Source organism: Streptomyces sp. NBC_00984, assembly GCF_045162475.1.
In the GTDB taxonomy this organism is placed as follows: Bacteria; Actinomycetota; Actinomycetes; order Streptomycetales; family Streptomycetaceae; genus Streptomyces.
This window is the reverse complement of record NZ_CP108734.1, coordinates 429858-447222: the sequence shown is the minus strand read 5'-3', so window position 1 is coordinate 447222 and position 17365 is coordinate 429858. Positions and strand designations below refer to the sequence as shown.

At 69.5% G+C, this 17365-nt stretch carries 14 protein-coding genes and 1 pseudogene; 7 read left to right on the top strand and 8 right to left on the bottom strand.

The features are described from left to right. Positions 1-178: 178 nt before the first annotated feature. Positions 179-754: a TerD family protein gene (locus OG520_RS02145; protein WP_360550959.1), complete on the bottom strand. Its 576-nt coding sequence runs from the start codon at positions 752-754 to the stop codon at positions 179-181. Between the two features lie 159 nt (positions 755-913). Continuing rightward, complete coding sequence (gene tatA / locus OG520_RS02140) at positions 914-1102, bottom strand: Sec-independent protein translocase subunit TatA (protein WP_399333433.1); 189 nt, start codon at positions 1100-1102, stop codon at positions 914-916. A 255-nt stretch (positions 1103-1357) separates the two neighbouring features. On the opposite strand from tatA, the gene OG520_RS02135 reads away from it, so the two are divergent. Further along, the gene (locus tag OG520_RS02135) at positions 1358-2797 is read left to right on the top strand and encodes an LCP family protein (protein ID WP_406011958.1); all 1440 of its coding nucleotides are present in this window, start codon (positions 1358-1360) and stop codon (positions 2795-2797) included. A 135-nt stretch (positions 2798-2932) separates the two neighbouring features. On the opposite strand, the gene OG520_RS02130 is transcribed toward OG520_RS02135, so the two are convergent. Genes OG520_RS02130 through OG520_RS02120 form a run of 3 tightly spaced genes read right to left on the bottom strand, consistent with a single transcriptional unit; the run spans position 2933 to position 6439 of the window. Then, positions 2933-3373: a hypothetical protein gene (locus OG520_RS02130; protein WP_406011957.1), complete on the bottom strand. Its 441-nt coding sequence runs from the start codon at positions 3371-3373 to the stop codon at positions 2933-2935. Further along, complete coding sequence (mgtA, locus tag OG520_RS02125; RefSeq protein ID WP_406011956.1) at positions 3370-6081, bottom strand: magnesium-translocating P-type ATPase; 2712 nt, start codon at positions 6079-6081, stop codon at positions 3370-3372. The genes OG520_RS02130 and mgtA overlap by 4 nt, the downstream gene beginning before the upstream one ends. Beyond that, positions 6074-6439 (bottom strand): ArsR/SmtB family transcription factor, encoded by a 366-nt coding sequence (locus OG520_RS02120; protein ID WP_389985902.1) that lies wholly within the window; start codon positions 6437-6439, stop codon positions 6074-6076. Before OG520_RS02120 ends, mgtA begins: the two co-directional genes overlap by 8 nt. A gap of 376 nt (positions 6440-6815) precedes the next feature. On the opposite strand from OG520_RS02120, the pseudogene OG520_RS02115 reads away from it, so the two are divergent. The 5 genes and pseudogenes from OG520_RS02115 to OG520_RS02095 all read left to right on the top strand — a co-directional run bounded on the left by OG520_RS02115 (position 6816) and on the right by OG520_RS02095 (position 10644). Beyond that, positions 6816-7250, top strand: a pseudogene (locus OG520_RS02115) (ATP/GTP-binding protein). Between the two features lie 141 nt (positions 7251-7391). Beyond that, the gene (locus OG520_RS02110) at positions 7392-7805 is read left to right on the top strand and encodes a roadblock/LC7 domain-containing protein (protein WP_385335307.1); all 414 of its coding nucleotides are present in this window, start codon (positions 7392-7394) and stop codon (positions 7803-7805) included. A 187-nt stretch (positions 7806-7992) separates the two neighbouring features. Next, entirely contained in the window at positions 7993-9144 is a 1152-nt protein-coding gene (locus tag OG520_RS02105; protein ID WP_406011955.1) for a DUF6397 family protein, read from the top strand. A gap of 148 nt (positions 9145-9292) precedes the next feature. Further along, positions 9293-9781, top strand: a complete 489-nt coding sequence (locus OG520_RS02100; RefSeq protein WP_399333444.1) for a GNAT family N-acetyltransferase — start codon at positions 9293-9295, stop codon at positions 9779-9781. Between the two features lie 242 nt (positions 9782-10023). Further along, positions 10024-10644, top strand: coding sequence for an LAETG motif-containing sortase-dependent surface protein (locus OG520_RS02095; RefSeq protein ID WP_406011954.1), 621 nt, complete (start codon positions 10024-10026; stop codon positions 10642-10644). Positions 10645-10782: 138 nt separating this feature from the next. Here the strand turns inward: OG520_RS02095 and OG520_RS02090 are convergent, their stop codons facing one another. After that, entirely contained in the window at positions 10783-12915 is a 2133-nt protein-coding gene (locus tag OG520_RS02090) for a SpoIIE family protein phosphatase (protein ID WP_406011953.1), read from the bottom strand. A gap of 242 nt (positions 12916-13157) precedes the next feature. Between OG520_RS02090 and OG520_RS02085 the strand changes: the two genes are divergently transcribed. After that, positions 13158-14240 (top strand): enoyl-CoA hydratase/isomerase family protein, encoded by a 1083-nt coding sequence (locus tag OG520_RS02085; protein WP_406011952.1) that lies wholly within the window; start codon positions 13158-13160, stop codon positions 14238-14240. A 90-nt stretch (positions 14241-14330) separates the two neighbouring features. Here OG520_RS02085 and OG520_RS02080 read toward each other — a convergent pair whose 3' ends face one another. Further along, positions 14331-15794: an arabinose isomerase gene (locus tag OG520_RS02080; protein WP_406011951.1), complete on the bottom strand. Its 1464-nt coding sequence runs from the start codon at positions 15792-15794 to the stop codon at positions 14331-14333. 85 nt (positions 15795-15879) lie between these two features. After that, positions 15880-17358, bottom strand: coding sequence for a rhamnulokinase family protein (locus OG520_RS02075; RefSeq protein ID WP_406011950.1), 1479 nt, complete (start codon positions 17356-17358; stop codon positions 15880-15882). Between the last annotated feature and the right edge of the window lie 7 nt (positions 17359-17365).

The window sequence follows — 17365 nt, the reverse complement described above, 5'->3', positions numbered from 1 at the left end:
TGATCGTTGGTCGGACCGCCCCGGCCCGCCCGTGCGGTTGCCGGACGGGACGAGCGCCTACTGTGCGAGGTGATCAACGGCTTACGAGCCCTCTGGGGCCGGGCGGGCCCCGCCTCCCCGCTCCGGCGGAATGGAGGGGGCGAAAGGGCCCGCGCCCGTTGTGCGTGAGGTTTCCCGGTCAGACGTTGACGCCGTAGTCGGACGCGATTCCCGCCAGACCCGAGGCGTAACCCTGGCCGACGGCACGGAACTTCCACTCCGCGCCGTGCCGGTACAGCTCGCCGAAGACCATGGCGGTCTCCGTCGAGGCGTCCTCGCTGAGGTCGTAACGGGCCAGCTCGACGCCGTTCGCCCGGTTCACCACGCGGATGAACGCGTTGCGGACCTGGCCGAAGCTCTGCCCGCGGCTCTGCGCGTCGTGGATGGAGACCGGAAAGACGATCTTGGCCACATCCGCGGGGACCGTCGACAGGTCCACATTGATGGACTCGTCGTCGCCCTCGCCCTCACCGGTCAGGTTGTCGCCGGTGTGCTGGACCGAACCATCCGGGCTCGTGAGGTTGTTGTAGAAGACGAAGTGCAGGTCGGAGAGGACCTTGCCCGCGTCCGAGCACAGCAGTGCACTCGCGTCCAGGTCGTGGTCCGCGCCCGTCGTCGTCCGTACGTCCCAGCCCAGGCCGACCGTCACTGCGGTCAGGCCGGGTGCCTCCTTCGACAAGGAGACGTTGCCGCCCTTGGCCAGGGTCACACCCATGAAACATCCTCCATTGATCCAGTGGTCCAGCGATGTGGTGAACGGCGCTGTTTCGGCCGTCACCAGGTCAACGACGGCGTCGTGACCATGGTTCCCATGCTTGCGCAAGCCCTGAAGTGAACGCCTGCGAGGCGTGCCGTACGTTGGTGGGCCGGGGCGCTAAGCGTGTGGGTCGGTGCGGGGCTCCTGTGCGTCGGTCTCCTTCATGGCCTTGGCCTCACTCTTCAGGATCCGCATGGATTTGCCCAGGGCTCGGGCTGTGTCCGGCAGTTTCTTCGAGCCGAACAGTGCGATCACCACGATTGCCACGATCAATAGGTGCCAGGGTTCGAGGCCGTTGCGCAACATGTGCGTCCCGCCCTTCCTTTCGGTGCTTTGGCCGGTGTCTCCGCTCGGCGTCCGCCGACAGTGCTTCAAGCTGACTATGAGCAGGTCGGATGATCCACTCGAACATCAATGCTTGCTACATTGCGCAACTGTACAACCATGGGGTGACGGAGCACGTCTTACCTCATGGACAGCGGACGGACGGGGTGGCCGATGACGGGAAGTCGCAAAGCGGGAGCGGGCAGGGGAAGGGGAGTCCGCCTGCGGCGGACAGCCATGTTCGGGCTGTCGTTCCTCGTGCTGCTGGTCGCCGGCGTCGGGTGGGGCTACCTCAAACTCGGCGGCAGCATCGACACCTTCAGCGCGGACGGGATCTCCGGCGACCGGCCGCCCGGTTCCTCGCAGGGACAGAACGTCCTGGTCATCGGATCGGACTCGCGCTCGGGCGACAACAGCAAACTCGGCGGCGGCACGGGCGCGGTGGGGCGCTCCGACACCGCGTTCCTCCTCCATGTGTACGGCGACCAGAAGCATGCGGTCGCCGTATCCATTCCACGTGACGCGCTGGTCGACATCCCGGCGTGCAAAGGGCCCGACGGCCGGTGGACCGCGCCGCAGCACAACGTGATGTTCAACGGGGCGTTCTCGGTGGGGGAGACCGCCGAGGGAAACCCGGCCTGCACCCAGAACACCGTGGAGCATCTCACCGGCCTGCGCGTGGACCACACCGTCGTCATCGACTTCGCCGGATTCTCCGCGCTGACCTCGGCCGTCGGCGGCGTACCGGTGTGCCTGCCCCAGGACGTCTACCAGCGCGACCTCAGCCCGAAGCGGCCCACCCGAGGGGCCAGGATCTTCGCGAAGGGCCCGCAGACCGTCTCTGGGCAGCGGGCACTCGACTACGTCCGGCTGCGGCACGGCATCGGTGACGGCTCGGACATAGGGCGAATCAAGCGACAGCAGGCATTCGTCGCCGCGCTCATCAAGAAGGTCAAGTCCCAGGGATTGAACCCCACCACTCTGCTGCCCCTGGCCAATGCGGCCACCGACGCGATGACCGTCGACCCCGGACTCGGATCGGCCGACCGTCTGTTGTCGTTCGCCATGTCGATGAAGAAGATCGACCTGCACAACACCAAGTTCGTCACCGTCCCCTGGCGATACGAAGGCGCACGCGTCGCGATCGTCGAACCGGACGCCGACGCGCTCTGGGCCGCGCTGAAGGCCGACCGTACGGTCGACGGCGAGGACGCCAGCGGCAAGGGGTCGGGCAAGTCGTCGGACAAGGGCGACGGGAAGGACAGTGGCCCCGCGTCGCCCGCGGCGGACGTCCCGGTCTCCGGCAAGGGAATCACCGTCGCCGTCTACAACGGAACCACGGTCAGGGGGCTTGCCGCCCAGGCAGCCGAACTCCTGCGTTCCCGGGACTTCACCGTCACGACCACGGCCACGGCGAGCAGCCAGGACCACACCTCGACCGTCATCGAGTACGGGCCGGGGCTGCGGGAGGAGGCGGAGATCACCGCACGGCTCTTCGCCGGAGCACGGACGACCGCGTCCGGCACGGCCGGAATCCAGGTGATCCTGGGCAGTTCCTACGCCCAGAACCCATCGGCCGCCCCCGGATCACCGTCGCCGTCCACCGTTCCGTCCACCGTCGCCGACGAGGCCCGGTCGGCCGACGACGACCCGTGCGCGGACCTTTCCTACGGCTGACCGGCCACCAGGAGCGGGGACACAACCCTCAGCACGGTGTCCCGGCAGTCCGGAGCTGCAGCGCCGGGTGGCGGGGCGCCGCGAAGCCGTACGACTCGTACAGCGCGGCCCCGTCCTCGGTGGCGTTCAGACCGATCACCGTGACCCGGCCTCCTCGCGGAACCAGCCGAGCAGGGCGTCGAGGCAGATCCGGGCATGGCCGAGGCGGCGCCGGCGGGGACCGGTGCTCACATTGGAGACGTGCCCCTGCAGACCGCTCAGGATCGCCGGGCCGGGGGCATGCCTGTCGCACGTCCCGGCCGCACTGGAGACGACGCCGAGCGCGGGATCATCGACCAGGAACGCGGCGAACACGCCCGGATGGCGCAGGCGCTCGGCGAACCACTCGGCGGAGGCCGTCCGCCACGGCGCGTCGGGGACGCCCGTCTCCACCCCCACCTCGGCCGGTATCAGCCCGCGCAGCCTTACCAGGGCGGGCACTTCGTCGAGCGTGGCACGGCGGGCACGCACCACCTGCCCGCCACCGGGGCCGGGATTCGGGTCGGACTCGGGGCGGTCGATGCGCGACGCGATCACGAGTGGCTCCACTTCCGCTCGTAGCGGGTACGGGCCGCCCGCAACCCGTAGGCGTACAGGGCCAGCACCGTTGCCAGCAACAGGTAATAGAGCGGTGGCAGCGCGCTCATGCCCAGCAACCCACCGAGCGGGGTGAGTGGCAGCAACAGGCCGACCACCGCGAGACCGCACGTGGCCAGCCGCAACGGGCCGCCGCTGCGACCGCCGGCAACGCGTCCACCCGTACGGAGCAGCAGCATCACCAGGGCCTGGGTGAGCAGATTCTCGGTGAACCATCCCGAGTGGAAGGCCTCCTGCCCGCCCGATGTCGCGGAACCGTGCAGCGCGAAGGCCAGCACGGCGAACGTCGCCAGGTCGGCGGTGGCGTTCAGCAGGCCGAACCCCGTGATGAAGCGGAGGAAGTCGCGCGGACGCAGCACCGTTGGCCACCGCAGCACCTCTGACGCGGGCCGGTCGAAGGCGAAGGCGAGCTGCGCCACGTCGAAGCACAGGTTCTGCACCAGAACCTGCGCCGGAAGCATCGGCAGGAACGGCAGCATGAGACCCGCCGCGAGCATCGCGATGACGTTGCCGAGGTTCGACGAGAGCGTGATGCGCAGATATGTGGCGATGTTTCCGCTGCTGCGCCGGCCCGTGGTGATCGCGTCATCGATGGCCGCCAGGTCCTTCTCGGCCAGTACCACGTCCGCGGTCTCCCGCGCCACGTCGACCGCGTTGCGCGGGCAGATGCCGACGTCCGCCGCGTGCATCGCGGGCAGATCATTGACGCCGTCACCGAGGAACCCGGTGTTCCGCCCGGTGGTGCGCAGCGCGGAAACGATCCGTGCCTTGTGCTCCGGTGTGCAGCGGGCGAAGACCGTGATCCGGTCGGCGGCCTCCGCGAGTGCCCCTTCCGACAGCGAGTCGATCCGCTCCGCCGGCATGACCTCGCCCGGATCGAGGCCGAGATCCCGGCAGGCACGGGCGACGGTGCCCGGATCGTCACCCGTGAGGACCTTCACGGCGATGCCCCGGTCCTTCAGCGCGTCCAGCGCATCGGCCGCGCTCGGTGTGAGCGCGTCCCGCAGAGCGACGAAGCCGAGGAACGTCAGTCCCCTTTCGTCGGCCGCGGTGTACGCACGCGGCCGGGCCGGCCGATCGGTACGGGCCACGGCGAGCAGTCGCAGGCCATTCGCGGTCTCCCAGGCGGCGAGTTCGCTCAGCCGGTTCCGTTCGGTCTCGTCCAGCGCGCACCGTTCGAGCACCGCCTCGACCGCTCCCTTGGTCACGAGCGTGTGCACGCCGAGCCGTCCGGGCCGGCGGACGACCGCGGTGGCGAGACGGCGTACCGGATCGAACGGCAGCGCCGCGACGCCGTCGTACGCGGACAGCGTCTCCTCCCTCTCCTCGGCCGCGTCCAGCACCGCCTCGTCGAGTGCGTCGGGGGCCGGTAGATCGGCGAGCTGCAGCGTCCACAGAGCGTTGACGGCGGCCCAGTGGAGCGCCTCGGGACCGGAGTGGCCCGACGCGTTCAGTGAACGTTCGACGACAGGCCGGTCCTGAGTGAGGGTTCCGGTCTTGTCCACGCACAGCACATCGATCGCACCGAGGTCGTGCAGCGCGGGCAGTCGCTTGACGATGACCCCATGGTCCTTGGCGAGCAGTGAAGCGCCCCTGGCCAGCGCCGTCGTGACGATCACCGGCAGCATTTCCGGAGTCAGCCCGACCGCCACCGCGACGGCGAACGGCAGCGTTTCGAGGCCTCGGCCGCGGAGCGCCGCGTTGGCCATGAGCACCAGTGGCGGGGTGATCAGCATGAAACGGATCAGCGTCCAGGAGATCCCGTGCACCGAACGGTCGAAGGCGCTCGCGCCGCGGCGGCGCGCCGAACCGTCGTACGCGGCGGCGAACCGGGTTTCCGCACCCGTCGCCGTCACCACCGCCGTACCGCTGCCGGACGCCACGCTGCTGCCCTGGAAACACAGCTCCGGCCGGGCGAACAGTCCTTCCTGGTCGCGGCCCCCGGTGTCGGCGGCGCGGGGCCGTGACAGCGTGTCGACGGGGTGCTTGGCGACCGGCGCCGACTCCCCGGTGAGCGCCGACTGATGAACGGTCAGGCCACTCGCACGCAACAGCCGCACATCGGCGGGCACGAGATCCCCCGGGCCGAGCCGGATCACATCGCCCGGCACCAGTTCCCCGACCGGCAGTTCACGGGCCCGCGGCGCGGCGTCCGGTCCTGCCCGGCGCAGTACGGTCGCGGTGGTCGCCACCAGCTCCCGCAGTGCGGCCGTGGACCGGTCCGCCCGGTGCTCCTCCGCGGAGCGCAACAGACAGCTGACGACCACGAGCACCAGCGTCACGCACGCCGTGCCCCAGGAGGCCACCGCCGCCGAGACCAGGCCCAGACACAGGAGCACCGAGGTGAAGGGATCACGCAGACTGCGCAGGAAGCGACGGGGCCAGGAGACCGGACGCCAGGCCGGCAGCGTGTTCTCGCCGAATCGCGTCAGCCGTTCCCCGGCCTGTTCCTCCAGCAGCCCCCGCGGTCCGCTGTCCAGCGAGCGGAGGACCTGAAGAGAGGTCGGTGCGGCGACCGAGGAGGCAACAGATGCGACATCCTCGGCGGCGCCCCGGCCGGTCTTCGCGCCCGCCATCGGCACGACGACGGCGGACGGGCCATCGGGATGGGTGCTGCCGGGACCTGCGGCGGCACTGCTCTCAGGCACCGAGCCCACGGAGACGTGAGGCTTGCGCGGGCGCGTGACCGGCGCGCTCCGCGAGCTGGCCGACCATCAGCCGGACGACGGTCACCACATCGGGGTCGTCGACCAGGTACACCTGTCGGCGTCCTTCGCGCCGGGACCGTACGAGACCTGCCAGTTTGAGTTTCGTCAGATGCTGGCTCACCGACGGAAGGGTGCCGCCCACCCGGTCCGCGAGTCCGGTCACATCGCTCTCGCCCTGGGACAGGGCCCACACGATGTGCAGCCGTGCAGGTGTCGCCAGTAGGCCGAAGGCCGCTGCGGCCTCCACCAGTACCTCCGCGGGCGGATCCTCGAAACCGCCGTCGGCAGCTGTCGACACTCTTGCTCTCCCTGTCCGCGTGGCCCGATTCCTCGCACCCGAAGTATTCAGTGTAGGCGCCGGACGTCCGCTGTCCGCAGGCTGCTCGGGCAGCCGCGGCAGCGGACCGGCCCTTGTGCACATGACCGGGAGCGGCAGATATGTTCCGGAAGGTGTGTCGGATTATGGACCGATCCGGGCAACAAATGGGCCGGAACGGTCACAACGCCAAAGAATCGGTCTCGCCCCGCGGCGCCGGTTCCTGTTTGCCACGCTGCCGGCGTGCGCAGGCGGAAGGTGGTGTGTGCTTGCCGACCGTTCACGGGATCATCGCTGTCAAGGCGGCTCTGACCTGCGCATTCGATGTTCAGGGACTCACTGGTGAGAGAAGTGGCCGATGCATTCCCAGCACACTGACGACGCATACGGAGAGACGGCCGGAGAGGCCGCGGGGACCGATGCTCTCGCACTGAAGGTATTGGCCGCCGGAGGCTTCGGGGCCGGAAAACGACGCTGGTCGGTGCCGTCAGCGAGATTTGGCCGCTGCGGACGGAGGAATTTCTCACCGAGGCGGGGTGGTCGGTCGACGACACGGACGGGGTCGATCAGAAGACCACGGACCACCGTCGCCATGGACTTCGGACGGATCACCATCCGCTCCGGCCTCTCGCTCCATCTGTTCGGCACGCCGGGGCAGGACCGCTTCTGGTTCCTGTGGGACGAATTCCTGTGCGGCGCGCGCGACCGGGACTCCGGCGAGGAGGTCCTGATCGGCATGGTCGAGTACGCCGGCCGGATGTACACCGCTCGGCTCCTCGACGCGGTGAGCTGACCCTCCCGGGCGCTCCGCCGTCTTCTTCCCGCGGGTCCGGACCAAGCCGCATGACGGAGTAGTGCTTGCCCCCACGTGACCGGTGCGCAAGGCTTACGGCGACGGGGCACGGGGAACGTATGAGCGGGGAGGAGCGGGGAAATGGCGCTGGACAGGGGACTCGACTGGCTCCTTGACGACCTCACGAGCAGGGTCGAGCACATACGGCACGCGTTGGTGCTGTCGAACGACGGACTGGTGACGGGGGCGAGTACGGGGCTGGCCCGCGAGGACGCCGAGCATCTCGCCGCGGTCTCGTCCGGGTTGCACAGCCTGGCCCGTGGGTCGGGACGCCACTTCCGGGCCGGGAAGGCCCGGCAGACCATGGTGGAGTTCGACGAGGCACTGCTCTTCGTGACGGCGGCCGGGGACGGCAGCTGTCTGTGCGTGTTGAGCGAGGCCGAGGCCGATGTCGGCCAGGTCGCCTACGAGATGACCCTGCTCGTCAACAGGGTCGGTGAGCATCTGGGCGTCGCCGCGCGGCAGGCAGCGGGCGAAGGGGCCGACCCCGTCTGATCAGGCGTTGTCTGATCCAGGTGGTGTCTGATCCGTGCACTTCTGATCCGTGCACTTCTGATCCGTCTGCGCATGGTCCGTCCGCATCTGGTTCGACCGCAGAAGTTTTCCACAGGGCGGGCGGAGGGATTCTCTTCCGGGTTACGATGCTCACAGAGAGTAACCGAGTCTCACGGGGGAGAACGTCATGGCTGTTGCTGAAGACGTGCGCACGGAGCCCGCCGGCGCGAAGGTGGCGAGCATGGCCACCGAAGGCACGCTGGCAGTGAGTACAGCGGCCCAGGAACTCCGGATGAAGCGGGGCGAGTTCGCGATCGCCGTGCATCTGGGGCTGATCCGCCTGACGGCGCGACCGGACGGCGGAAGGCCGAGGGTAGGCTGCGGAGAGATCGACCGGCTCCGGTCGCAGGGCGGGTTCCCGGAGGTGCTGCGGGAGAAGGTGCGCACGGTCGGGACGGCAGAGGGGGCTCAGCAGCTCGGGATCAGTCCGGACCGCTTCACCAAGCTCGCCCGTGCGGGATGCTTCACGCCGATCACGTTCTACCTCAATCGGTACCGGGCGATTGTCTGGCTCTATCTCGCCGACGAGCTCGCAGGGTTCGCCGCCCGCGAATCCCGGCTTCTGGCGGGCAGGAGTCCGGCCTGGCTGCTTGGCCGGTTGGAGGGAGGCGCCGACTGCCGGGCGCGCAACTGGCGCTCGCGCCGGGTCGAACGGCTACTGAGCCTGACGGAGGAACCCTGGGCCCGCGCGGCCGTGCTCGCGGACACGCTGGACTCGGTGCAGTTGGCGGAGGTGGTCGACGACCCGTACGAACGTGCGTATCTCGCCAGGCTCCGGCCCGAACCGGCCTTCGGGCCGACTGGTCCGGCACTGGCGCGAGACACCATGGCTCACCTGATGCAGGCCGACGAGCCGGACGAGATGCTGTGGCGGCGGGTGACCCTGATCATGGAGTTGGACAACGCCCGGGAGACCCGACCGGCTCCGAGCCCGCGCGGCGAATGGCGCGATTTCCCGCGCCCGGGGAACAGGCACGCACCGCACGCCGAGAACGGGCACGCACCCGGGCCGGACTCCCGAGCTGATACCGGACCCGTTCCGGCGCCCGCTCCCACCCCGTCATCCGCCCCCGTTCCGGCGCCTGCTCCCGCTCCGGCCCCGGCGTCCGTTCCCGCTGTCCCACCATGTCCCGGTGCGGCGCCCGGCCCTGACCACGCGCCGACAGGCGTGGCGGAACCCCCACTCGGGCTGCTTGCCCGGATCGGTCTGCGCAGGCGCGCATCCAGGGCTGAGGGGCGGGGGCACTCCGGGCCGGGGCGCGCGCCGTCCGGCGCATGACACGGAGGATGCCGTCTGCCGCGACCGATGCGCAACTGACGGACGGATAAAGGACTCGCGGAGGGATGGAGTTCTCGTGGAGGGAGGAAGCTCTCGCGGCCGAATAAAGAACTCGCGAAGGAAGAACGGCACCGGCATCCTGGCTCCCATGCTGATCAGGGAAGCAACCACTGAGGACTGGCCCGCCATCTGGCCGTTCTTCCACGAAATCGTTGCCGCGGGCGAGACCTTCACATACCCACTCGATCTCGGCGAGCAGGATGCCCGCTCCTGGTGGCTCCTCAAGTCGCCCAACCGTACGGTCGTCGCGGTCGACGACGGCGGGACGATCCTCGGCACGGCCAAGATGAACAACAACCACATGGGCAATGGCTCGCACATCGCCAGTGCCAGTTACATGGTCGACCCCAAGTATTCAGGGCAGGGGGTCGGGCGGGCCCTGTGCGAGTACACCCTGGAGTGGGCTCGCGCCTCGGGGTTCAGGGCGATGCAGTTCAACGCGGTGGTGGAGACGAACATCCACGCCGTAGGGCTCTACCGCTCGCTCGGTTTCGAGATCCTGGGAACGTTGCCGGAGGGTTTCAACCACCCGGAACAGGGCTTTGTCGGGCTGCACATCATGCACCGCCGTCTCTGACGACGCTCTCGCCGGTCTCTCCTTCGCCGTCCGCGCCGTCCGCGTCCTCCGCTCGCCTTCCCACGCCGCTGCCCACGTGGTCCCATCCTCCACGCCGTGTCCGTCATGTCCGAACCAATGGTGATGTATGGGCAGTTGATGCAACAGGTGCTTCGTGGGGCGGGTGCGCACGGTGCAGGCAGGGGCAGTACTCTGCGCCCCACCGCCATTCGGGCGATGAAACACATGCGGAGGAAGAATCCATGACCATACCCAGGAGATCGTTGCGTGCTGCGGGAACACTCGCGGCCGCTGCGGTTGTCGGCCTGACCGGCGCGGTGCTCACCGCCGGCCCGGCCGCAGCTCACACCCCCACCTGGGCCGTGACCTGTTCCGAGGTGAACCTTGACCTGACCGCCTACAACAGCAACGTCACCAACCAGGTGACCGTCACTGTCGACGGCAAGGACCTCCTGCCCACCGAGACCTTCGGCAAGGAGTTCCACAAGAAGCTCGAGCTGCCCGAGCACGACAAGGAGCTGACGGTCCACCTCGTCGTCAAGGCCGGCGACGGCGACAACTTCTCGCGCGACGAGACCAAGACGGCACCCGTGTGCGAGGGTGCCACCCCGCCGCCCGCGCCGTCCGAGGGCACGCCGTCCCCGGCTCCTTCCAAGGAGGCGCCCGCCGCGAGCGCCACGCCCAGCGAGGTGCCTTCGAATTCCGCTCCCGCCGTGGTCCCCTCGAGCCCCAGCTCGCCGGACCTGGCCGAGACGGGCTCCTCGTCCGCCACTCCGATCATCGCCGGAGCGGCCGTGGCCGTGCTGCTGGCGGGCGGCGGCATCATGTGGTCCGTGCGCAAGCGCCGTACCGCACAGCACTGACGAATGAGCCGGTGGTCCTGACGCAGGGCTAGGCCAGGACCACCGGTCGAGGCGGTGCCGCCCCACGCCTGGTGCGTGGGGCGGCACATCCCCCGGACTGCCGCTACCCGCGGGGCGGCCCGTCCTTCGGGGCCGTCGTCACACCTGCTTCGTGGCCGGCCGGGGAGTGTCGGTGGGCGGCGCCGAGGGGCCGATCTCGCACCAGACCGCCTTGCCCTCGCCACGAGGCTCGATGCCCCAGCGGGCGGCGACGGCATCCAGGAGCAGCAGGCCCCGCCCCGATGTCGCGGTCTCACCCGGGCTGCGACGCCTGGGCCGGGCGCTGGAGCGGTCCTGCACGGACAGGCGGACCCGCCGCACGGGTTCCGGCAGCACCTCCAGGGTGAGTACCGCGCCGCCTTCCGTGTGCAGCAGGACATTCACCAGCAGCTCGCCGGCCACCAGCTCGGCATCATCCGCGAGTTCGGCCATGTCCCAGTCAGTCAGGGCCTGGCGCACGATGGTCCGCGCGTCGGACAGCCCCTCCGGGTCCGCCTGGTGGATGTACTGGTGCAACCGCGGGGCCCGTGGCGACCCCGGGTCCGGGCTGCGCCGGAGAACCAGAAGCGCCACGTCGTCCCCCGAACCCCAACGCTCCCAGAGCTGGTCCGACAGATGGTCGGCCAGTGCCTGGGCGCTCGCCGGCCCCGCGCCCACCTCGTTGATCAGTGCCTGCACGCCCGCATCGATGTCGGCCCCCGGCTCTTCCACCAGGCCATCGGTGTACAGGACAAGAGTCTCGCCCGGCACCAGGTCCAGGCGGGTCTCCGGGAATTCCTCGTCCTCGAAGTCGGTCGAGATGCCCAGCGGCAGTCCGCCCCGCACCTGGGGGCTGCCGACCCGGCCGTCCATATGCCGGATCAGTGGGCCGAAATGTCCGGCCCGAACCACGCGCACGGTCCCCGAAGCGAGTTCGACCTGGGCGTACGTACAGGTCGCGAAGCGGTCCGTGTCCAATTCGGCGAGGAAGCGCGAAGCCCGCGCCAGCACCGTCGAAGGGGGATGTCCCTCGGCGGCGTACGCGCGCAGGGCGATGCGCAACTGCCCCATGATGGCGGCGGCGTGCGTGTCATGGCCCTGCACGTCGCCGACCACGATCCCGAACCGGTTCTTGGGCAGGCCGATCACGTCGTACCAGTCGCCGCCGACCTGGCGGCCGCTCCAGGCGGCGTGGTAGCGCACGGCGATCTCGCCGCCTTCGATCTCCTGGATCCGCCGCGGCAGCATCGCCGACTGAAGGCCGGTGGCGAATTCGCGCTCCTCGTCGAAGAGCTTCGCGCGCTGCAGGGACTGCGCCACGATGGCGGCCAGCCCCAGACACAGATTGCGCTCATCCGCGTTGAAGGTCGTGTTCTCGCGGTAGAAGAGCGCCAGGGTGCCGAGGGAACGCGCCTGGGCGACGAGGGGCAGATAGGCGACGGCCCGGAATTTCAGCCGGTTGGCATAGGGGGCCAGCACGGGATAGCGGCGGGTGAGAGCCGTGACCGAGGTCAGAAACCGGGGCCGGCCGCTGAGCGCGGTGTCCGCCAGCGGGAACCGCCGGTCCAGCCCCGCCTCCCCGAGAGCGTCGATCGCCTCCACCGAGTCGCCGCTCAGAGCGATGGCGCTCAGCGTGGTGTTCTCGACCAGACCGAGCGAGAGACCGTCCGCCCCGAGCCGGGCAAGCCCACCCGGGCCGGTGAGCGCGGCAGTCACGTCATCGACGGTCACCGCGCGTGACAGCGCGCTGGTTGTTCGTTCAACGATGCTGGTCTGCCGCTGTCGCCGTTTTTCCAGATCGAGCACGAAGGCCGAATAGGTGACCTCCGCAGTGGCGTCCTGCACCACCCCGATGATCCGGTGCGCATGTCCTTCGTCGCTGCGCAGTATGCGCGCCTGGATGTGGGTCCACTGGTCCCTGCCGTCGTCCATCGGCACCCGGAAATGAACGCTGTACGAACTGCGTCCGATTTCGATCGCCTCCTGGATCGCCACATCCAGACGGGTCCGCTCCGACTGCTCGAGCGGGTTCAGCACGGTCTCGGGCCGTGAGTCGAAGGTCTGCGGGTCCAGACCGAACACCAGTAGCCCGGCGTCGTCCATGTCGAGCGTCCCGGCGTCCACGTCCCACTCGAAGCTGCCCGTCCGATTCATGGCAAGCCGCTGAGCCGTCGCGTTGTCGCCGTTGTGCGTATCCTCGATCAGCAGGCGTGGCGGGACGGAGGTGCTCGGTTGCTGGTCGTGATCGGTCATTCCTGCTCCGGGGTCGCCGGGCGGGGCCGCCGGACGGCGCGGCCCGAACCGGGTCACTCAATTGTCGAACCGGTTCCGGCACGTTGCCACAGCGGACACCCGGAAGAATCCGGCCGGGAAGCCGGACCGGGCGGACTCCGGACCCCTGCAGCCCAGGCACGGACCCCGCCCCGGAGAATGGCAGCGGAAGATCGTCCGCGATCGGCGGTCGATACGGCACAGGGGCTGACCGGAGCGCATTCATGACCCACGAAGATCGCGAAGATCCCGTTCTGCTGCACACCGAGGGGCGTGTCCGGCACATCACCCTCAACCGTCCGGGCGCCCTGAACGCTCTGAACCACACCATGGCGGTGCGTATCGACGCAGCGCTCGCCGACGCCGAGCTCGACGACTCCGTCGCCGCGGTCCTGATCACCGGGGCGGGCGAGCGCGGCCTCTGCGCGGGCGGCGACATCCGGTCCATCTACGAGGACGCCCGCGCCGGCGGCGGCACATCGATGGACTTCTGGCGCGACGAATACCGGCTCAATGCCCGCATCGCCCGATTCCCCAAGCCCTACGTCGCGATCATGGACGGCATCGTGATGGGCGGCGGTGTCGGTGTCTCGGCCCACGGCGACGTCCGTGTCGTCACCGAACGCTCGCGCGTCGCCATGCCCGAGACCGGTATCGGATTCGTCCCCGACGTCGGCGGCACGTATCTGCTCGGTGCGGCGCCCGGTGAGCTCGGCACCCATCTGGCGCTCACTGCGGAGGCGGTCGGCGCGGGTGACGCGCTGCTGTGCGGTCTCGCCGACCATTTCGTACCCTCGCAGCGTCTCGCCGAACTCACCGCGGACCTCGCCGGCTGCGGTACGGCTGCCGAGATCGAGCAGACGGTGCGGCGGTACGCCTCACCCGCGCCGGACGGTGAACTGGCCGCGCACCGTGAGTGGATCGATTCCTGCTACGGGGCGGACTCGGTCGAGGAGATCGTCGACCGGCTCGACAGCAGCGGCGTCCCGGCCGCCAAGCAGGCCGCCGAAACCATCCTCACCAAGTCGCCGACCGCGCTCAAGGTGACCCTCTCCGCTCTGCGCAGAGCACGCGGGCTCGACAGCCTGGAGGCGGTGCTCGACCAGGAGTACCGGACTTCGTGCACCGCCTTCACCCGGCCCGACCTGGTGGAAGGTGTGCGCGCCCAGATCATTGACAAGGACCGCGATCCGCAGTGGAGCCCGGCGGCTCTCGCCGAGGTCACCGAGGCCGACGTGGCACTCCACTTCGCCTCGCTGGGCGACCGCGAACTCGGCCTGGCCGCCGCTCCCAGCGTGACGGCCTGAGAGGAACGGGACGGACCGCGACGAACCAGGACAGATTGCGACGGGCCGAACCGGACCGTGGCGGAGCGAGGGGAGACCGCCTACGGGAAATCAGAGGTCGTTCGGCCCGTCGACGGTACGGAACGGGATGCCGAGCAGGTCGGCGGCGGCCTTGAGGTCCTTGGCACGATGGCCGGTGCACAGCGTCCAGTGGTGACCGATGCCGGTCGCGGCCCAGGCATCGGTCCACTCACCGGGGTCGAAGCCGAAGTCGACCCGGGAGGTGGTGTTGCCGATCTCCAGCAGCGGCCCCGGTACGACCTCGCCCTCGGAGGCGATGAAGGTGAAGGTGCCGTCGGCCTCCTGACCGATGCCGAACGTGGTGACCGGGCCGTGTCTGACGTCGAACTCCACACTCACGCCCCAGCCGCGCTTGCCGTGGTAGACGCCCAGCCCGCGCAGCAGCGGGTCTTTGGCGCTGATGGCCAGGTGGGCGGGGCCGTCGTGGCCCATCTCGACAACCCGGTCGCGGAAATTGAGGGCCTGGAGTTCGGTGAAGGAGCCACCGGCGCCGATGGTGTCGGCGATCAGCATGGCGAGGCTGGTGCGCAGTTCGTATTCACCGGCCATCGGGATGCCACGTGCGGTCAGCAGCGACGCGCCGAGGATCATGCCGGCGCCGAGCCGCTCGTGGATCTCGCCCTCCAGGCCGCGGTGGTAGTAGGCGAGACTGTTGAGTCCGAAGTCCTCGACGAGCCGGTCCAGTCCGACCGAAACCCGTGCCGCCCAGGCGAGATCGTCCTCGTCGACGGATTCGTCGAGGGTGAAGACCGTACGTGCGAGCGCGACGCGTTCGGCGGCCGCCTCGTCCGTCACGGCGGCGACCCGGACCCGCAGGTCGTCGAATTCAAGGACTTCGACATGCCCGCCGAACTGGGTGGAGACCAGCGTCATGTCGGTGGAGACGTCGAGCATGCCGGGGTAGAGGTGGCCCATCAGACCGTGCCGGCCGTGGCGCATCGCGCCACGCACCTGCGCGGCACGGATCCAGCGGCGGATCCGCTTCCAGGCGTTCTCGTCGCGCAGATGGCCCGAGACGGAACGGAACGGGATCCCCCCGCGCCGGAACACATTGGCGACCTCCGGCAGCGGGCACTGCCCGCAGTACGCCAGCCACTTTCCCGTGTCGGTGTCCGGATGGTCCATCGCTTCGGTCGGCTGGAGGTCGATGACCAGCACCGGAGCATGTGCGCGCTGGGCGATCGGCAGCACCATCGAGGCTGTCAGATACGTCGTCAGAAACGTCACGACGATGTCGCAGTCGGCCGCCCGCAGCCGTTCCGCGGCCCTTGCCGCCTCCTGCGGATCGGAGATGAAACCCGCGTCGACGACCTCGCAGCCCATCTCCTCGAACCGCCCGGTCACGAAGCGGGCCGACTCCCGCAGTCGGTCGAGCAGACCGGGGAACTGCGGCCAGTACGCACCGAGTCCGCCGGACACCAGACCGACACGGGTACGACGGCGCGGGGTGCGGGCGAGCAATCCGTCGAGCACGCTGGGCGAGACATCAGTCATGAGATTCCTTCCTTCGGTTCCGTCGAGGGCCCGGACCTCCCTGGAGGGCGCCCCGGCTCCCGGCCGAGGGCGGGGCCGAATGGGCTCACGCCCGTTTCAGCCGCGCGGCGGCCAGGTCCCAGGCCCGCCCGTCCCCCTGCGGGGTGTAGTGGCGCAATTCCTGTGTCCGTGCCACCAGTTGTCGCATGTTCGCGAGGTCGCCCACCAGTCCCTGGGCGCGTGCCTGCAACAGGATGTTGCCGAGCGCGGTCGCCTCGGCCGGTCCGGCCGTGACGGGCAGCCCCGTGGCATCCGCGGTCCACTGGCACAAGAGCTCGTTGCGCGCGCCTCCGCCGACGAGATGGATCCGGGTCAGCTCCCGCCCCGCAAGGCCGGCTGCCTCCCGCAACGTCCTGCGGTGGGCCAGCGCCAGGCTCTCCAGTACACACCGGACATAGCCGCCGGCACTGTCGGGCGGTACCTGCCCGGTCCCCAGGAGATGGGCGTCGATGCGCGACGGCATGTCGCCCGGCGCGAGGAACGCCTCGTCGTCGGGATCGATCACCGCCGCGAACGGCTGGGCGCGGGCCGCCTCTGCGAGCAGTGCGGCCAGGCCCGGATCCTCGCCCCGCCGGTCCCAGGTCCGCCGGCACTCCTCCAGCAGCCACATCCCCATGATGTTGCGGAGATGGCGGACCGTGCCGTCCACCCCGCGCTCATTGGTGAAGTTCGCCGCGCGGGACTCCTCCGTCAGTACCGGATCCGGCAGCTCAAGTCCGGCCAACGACCACGTACCGCAGGACACATAAGCGAACCCGGGCTCGGTCGCGGGCACCGCCGCGACCGCCGACGCCGTGTCGTGCGAGGCGACGGCCGTCACCGGTGTCCTGGCCGGCAGACCCGTGTACTCCGCGACATGCGGCAGCAGCGTCCCCGCCGGATCACCCGGCTCACGCAACGGGGGGAACCAGGAACGCGCCAGACCCAGTCGGCCGATCAGCGCATCGGACCAGCCGCCGGCCGACGCGTCGAACAGACCGGTCGTCGACGCATTGGTGATCTCCGCCCCCACCGTGCCGGTCAGCCAGTACGTCAGCAGATCGGGGATCAGCAGCATCGTCCGTGCCGCACCCCACTGGCCACTCGTACGGTGAGCGGCAAGCTGGAACACCGTGTTGAAGGGCAGATGCTGCAACCCGCTGACGGCATACAGCTCCTGCGCCCCGCACACGGCCAGCACCTGCTCGGTGGCCTTTGCGTTCCGGCTGTCCCGGTAGTGGAACGGCAGCCCGAGCAGTGCCCCGTCCGCATCGAGAAGACCGTAGTCGACCGCCCACGTATCGATACCGATCGAGGCGATCGGACCGCTGCGCGCAGCCATACGTAGACCGTCCAGCATCCCCTGGTACAGAGCGAGCACGTCCCACCGCAGCCCGTCCGGCAACCGCACCGGCGTATTGGCGAATCGGTGCACCTCGTTCAGTTCGAGCCTGCCGGGCCCGGCCAGGCCGGTGATCACCCGGCCGCTGGTGGCACCGAGGTCCACGGCGGCGAAGGCCGCCTCGCTTCGTGACGTCACAGACATGGAGATC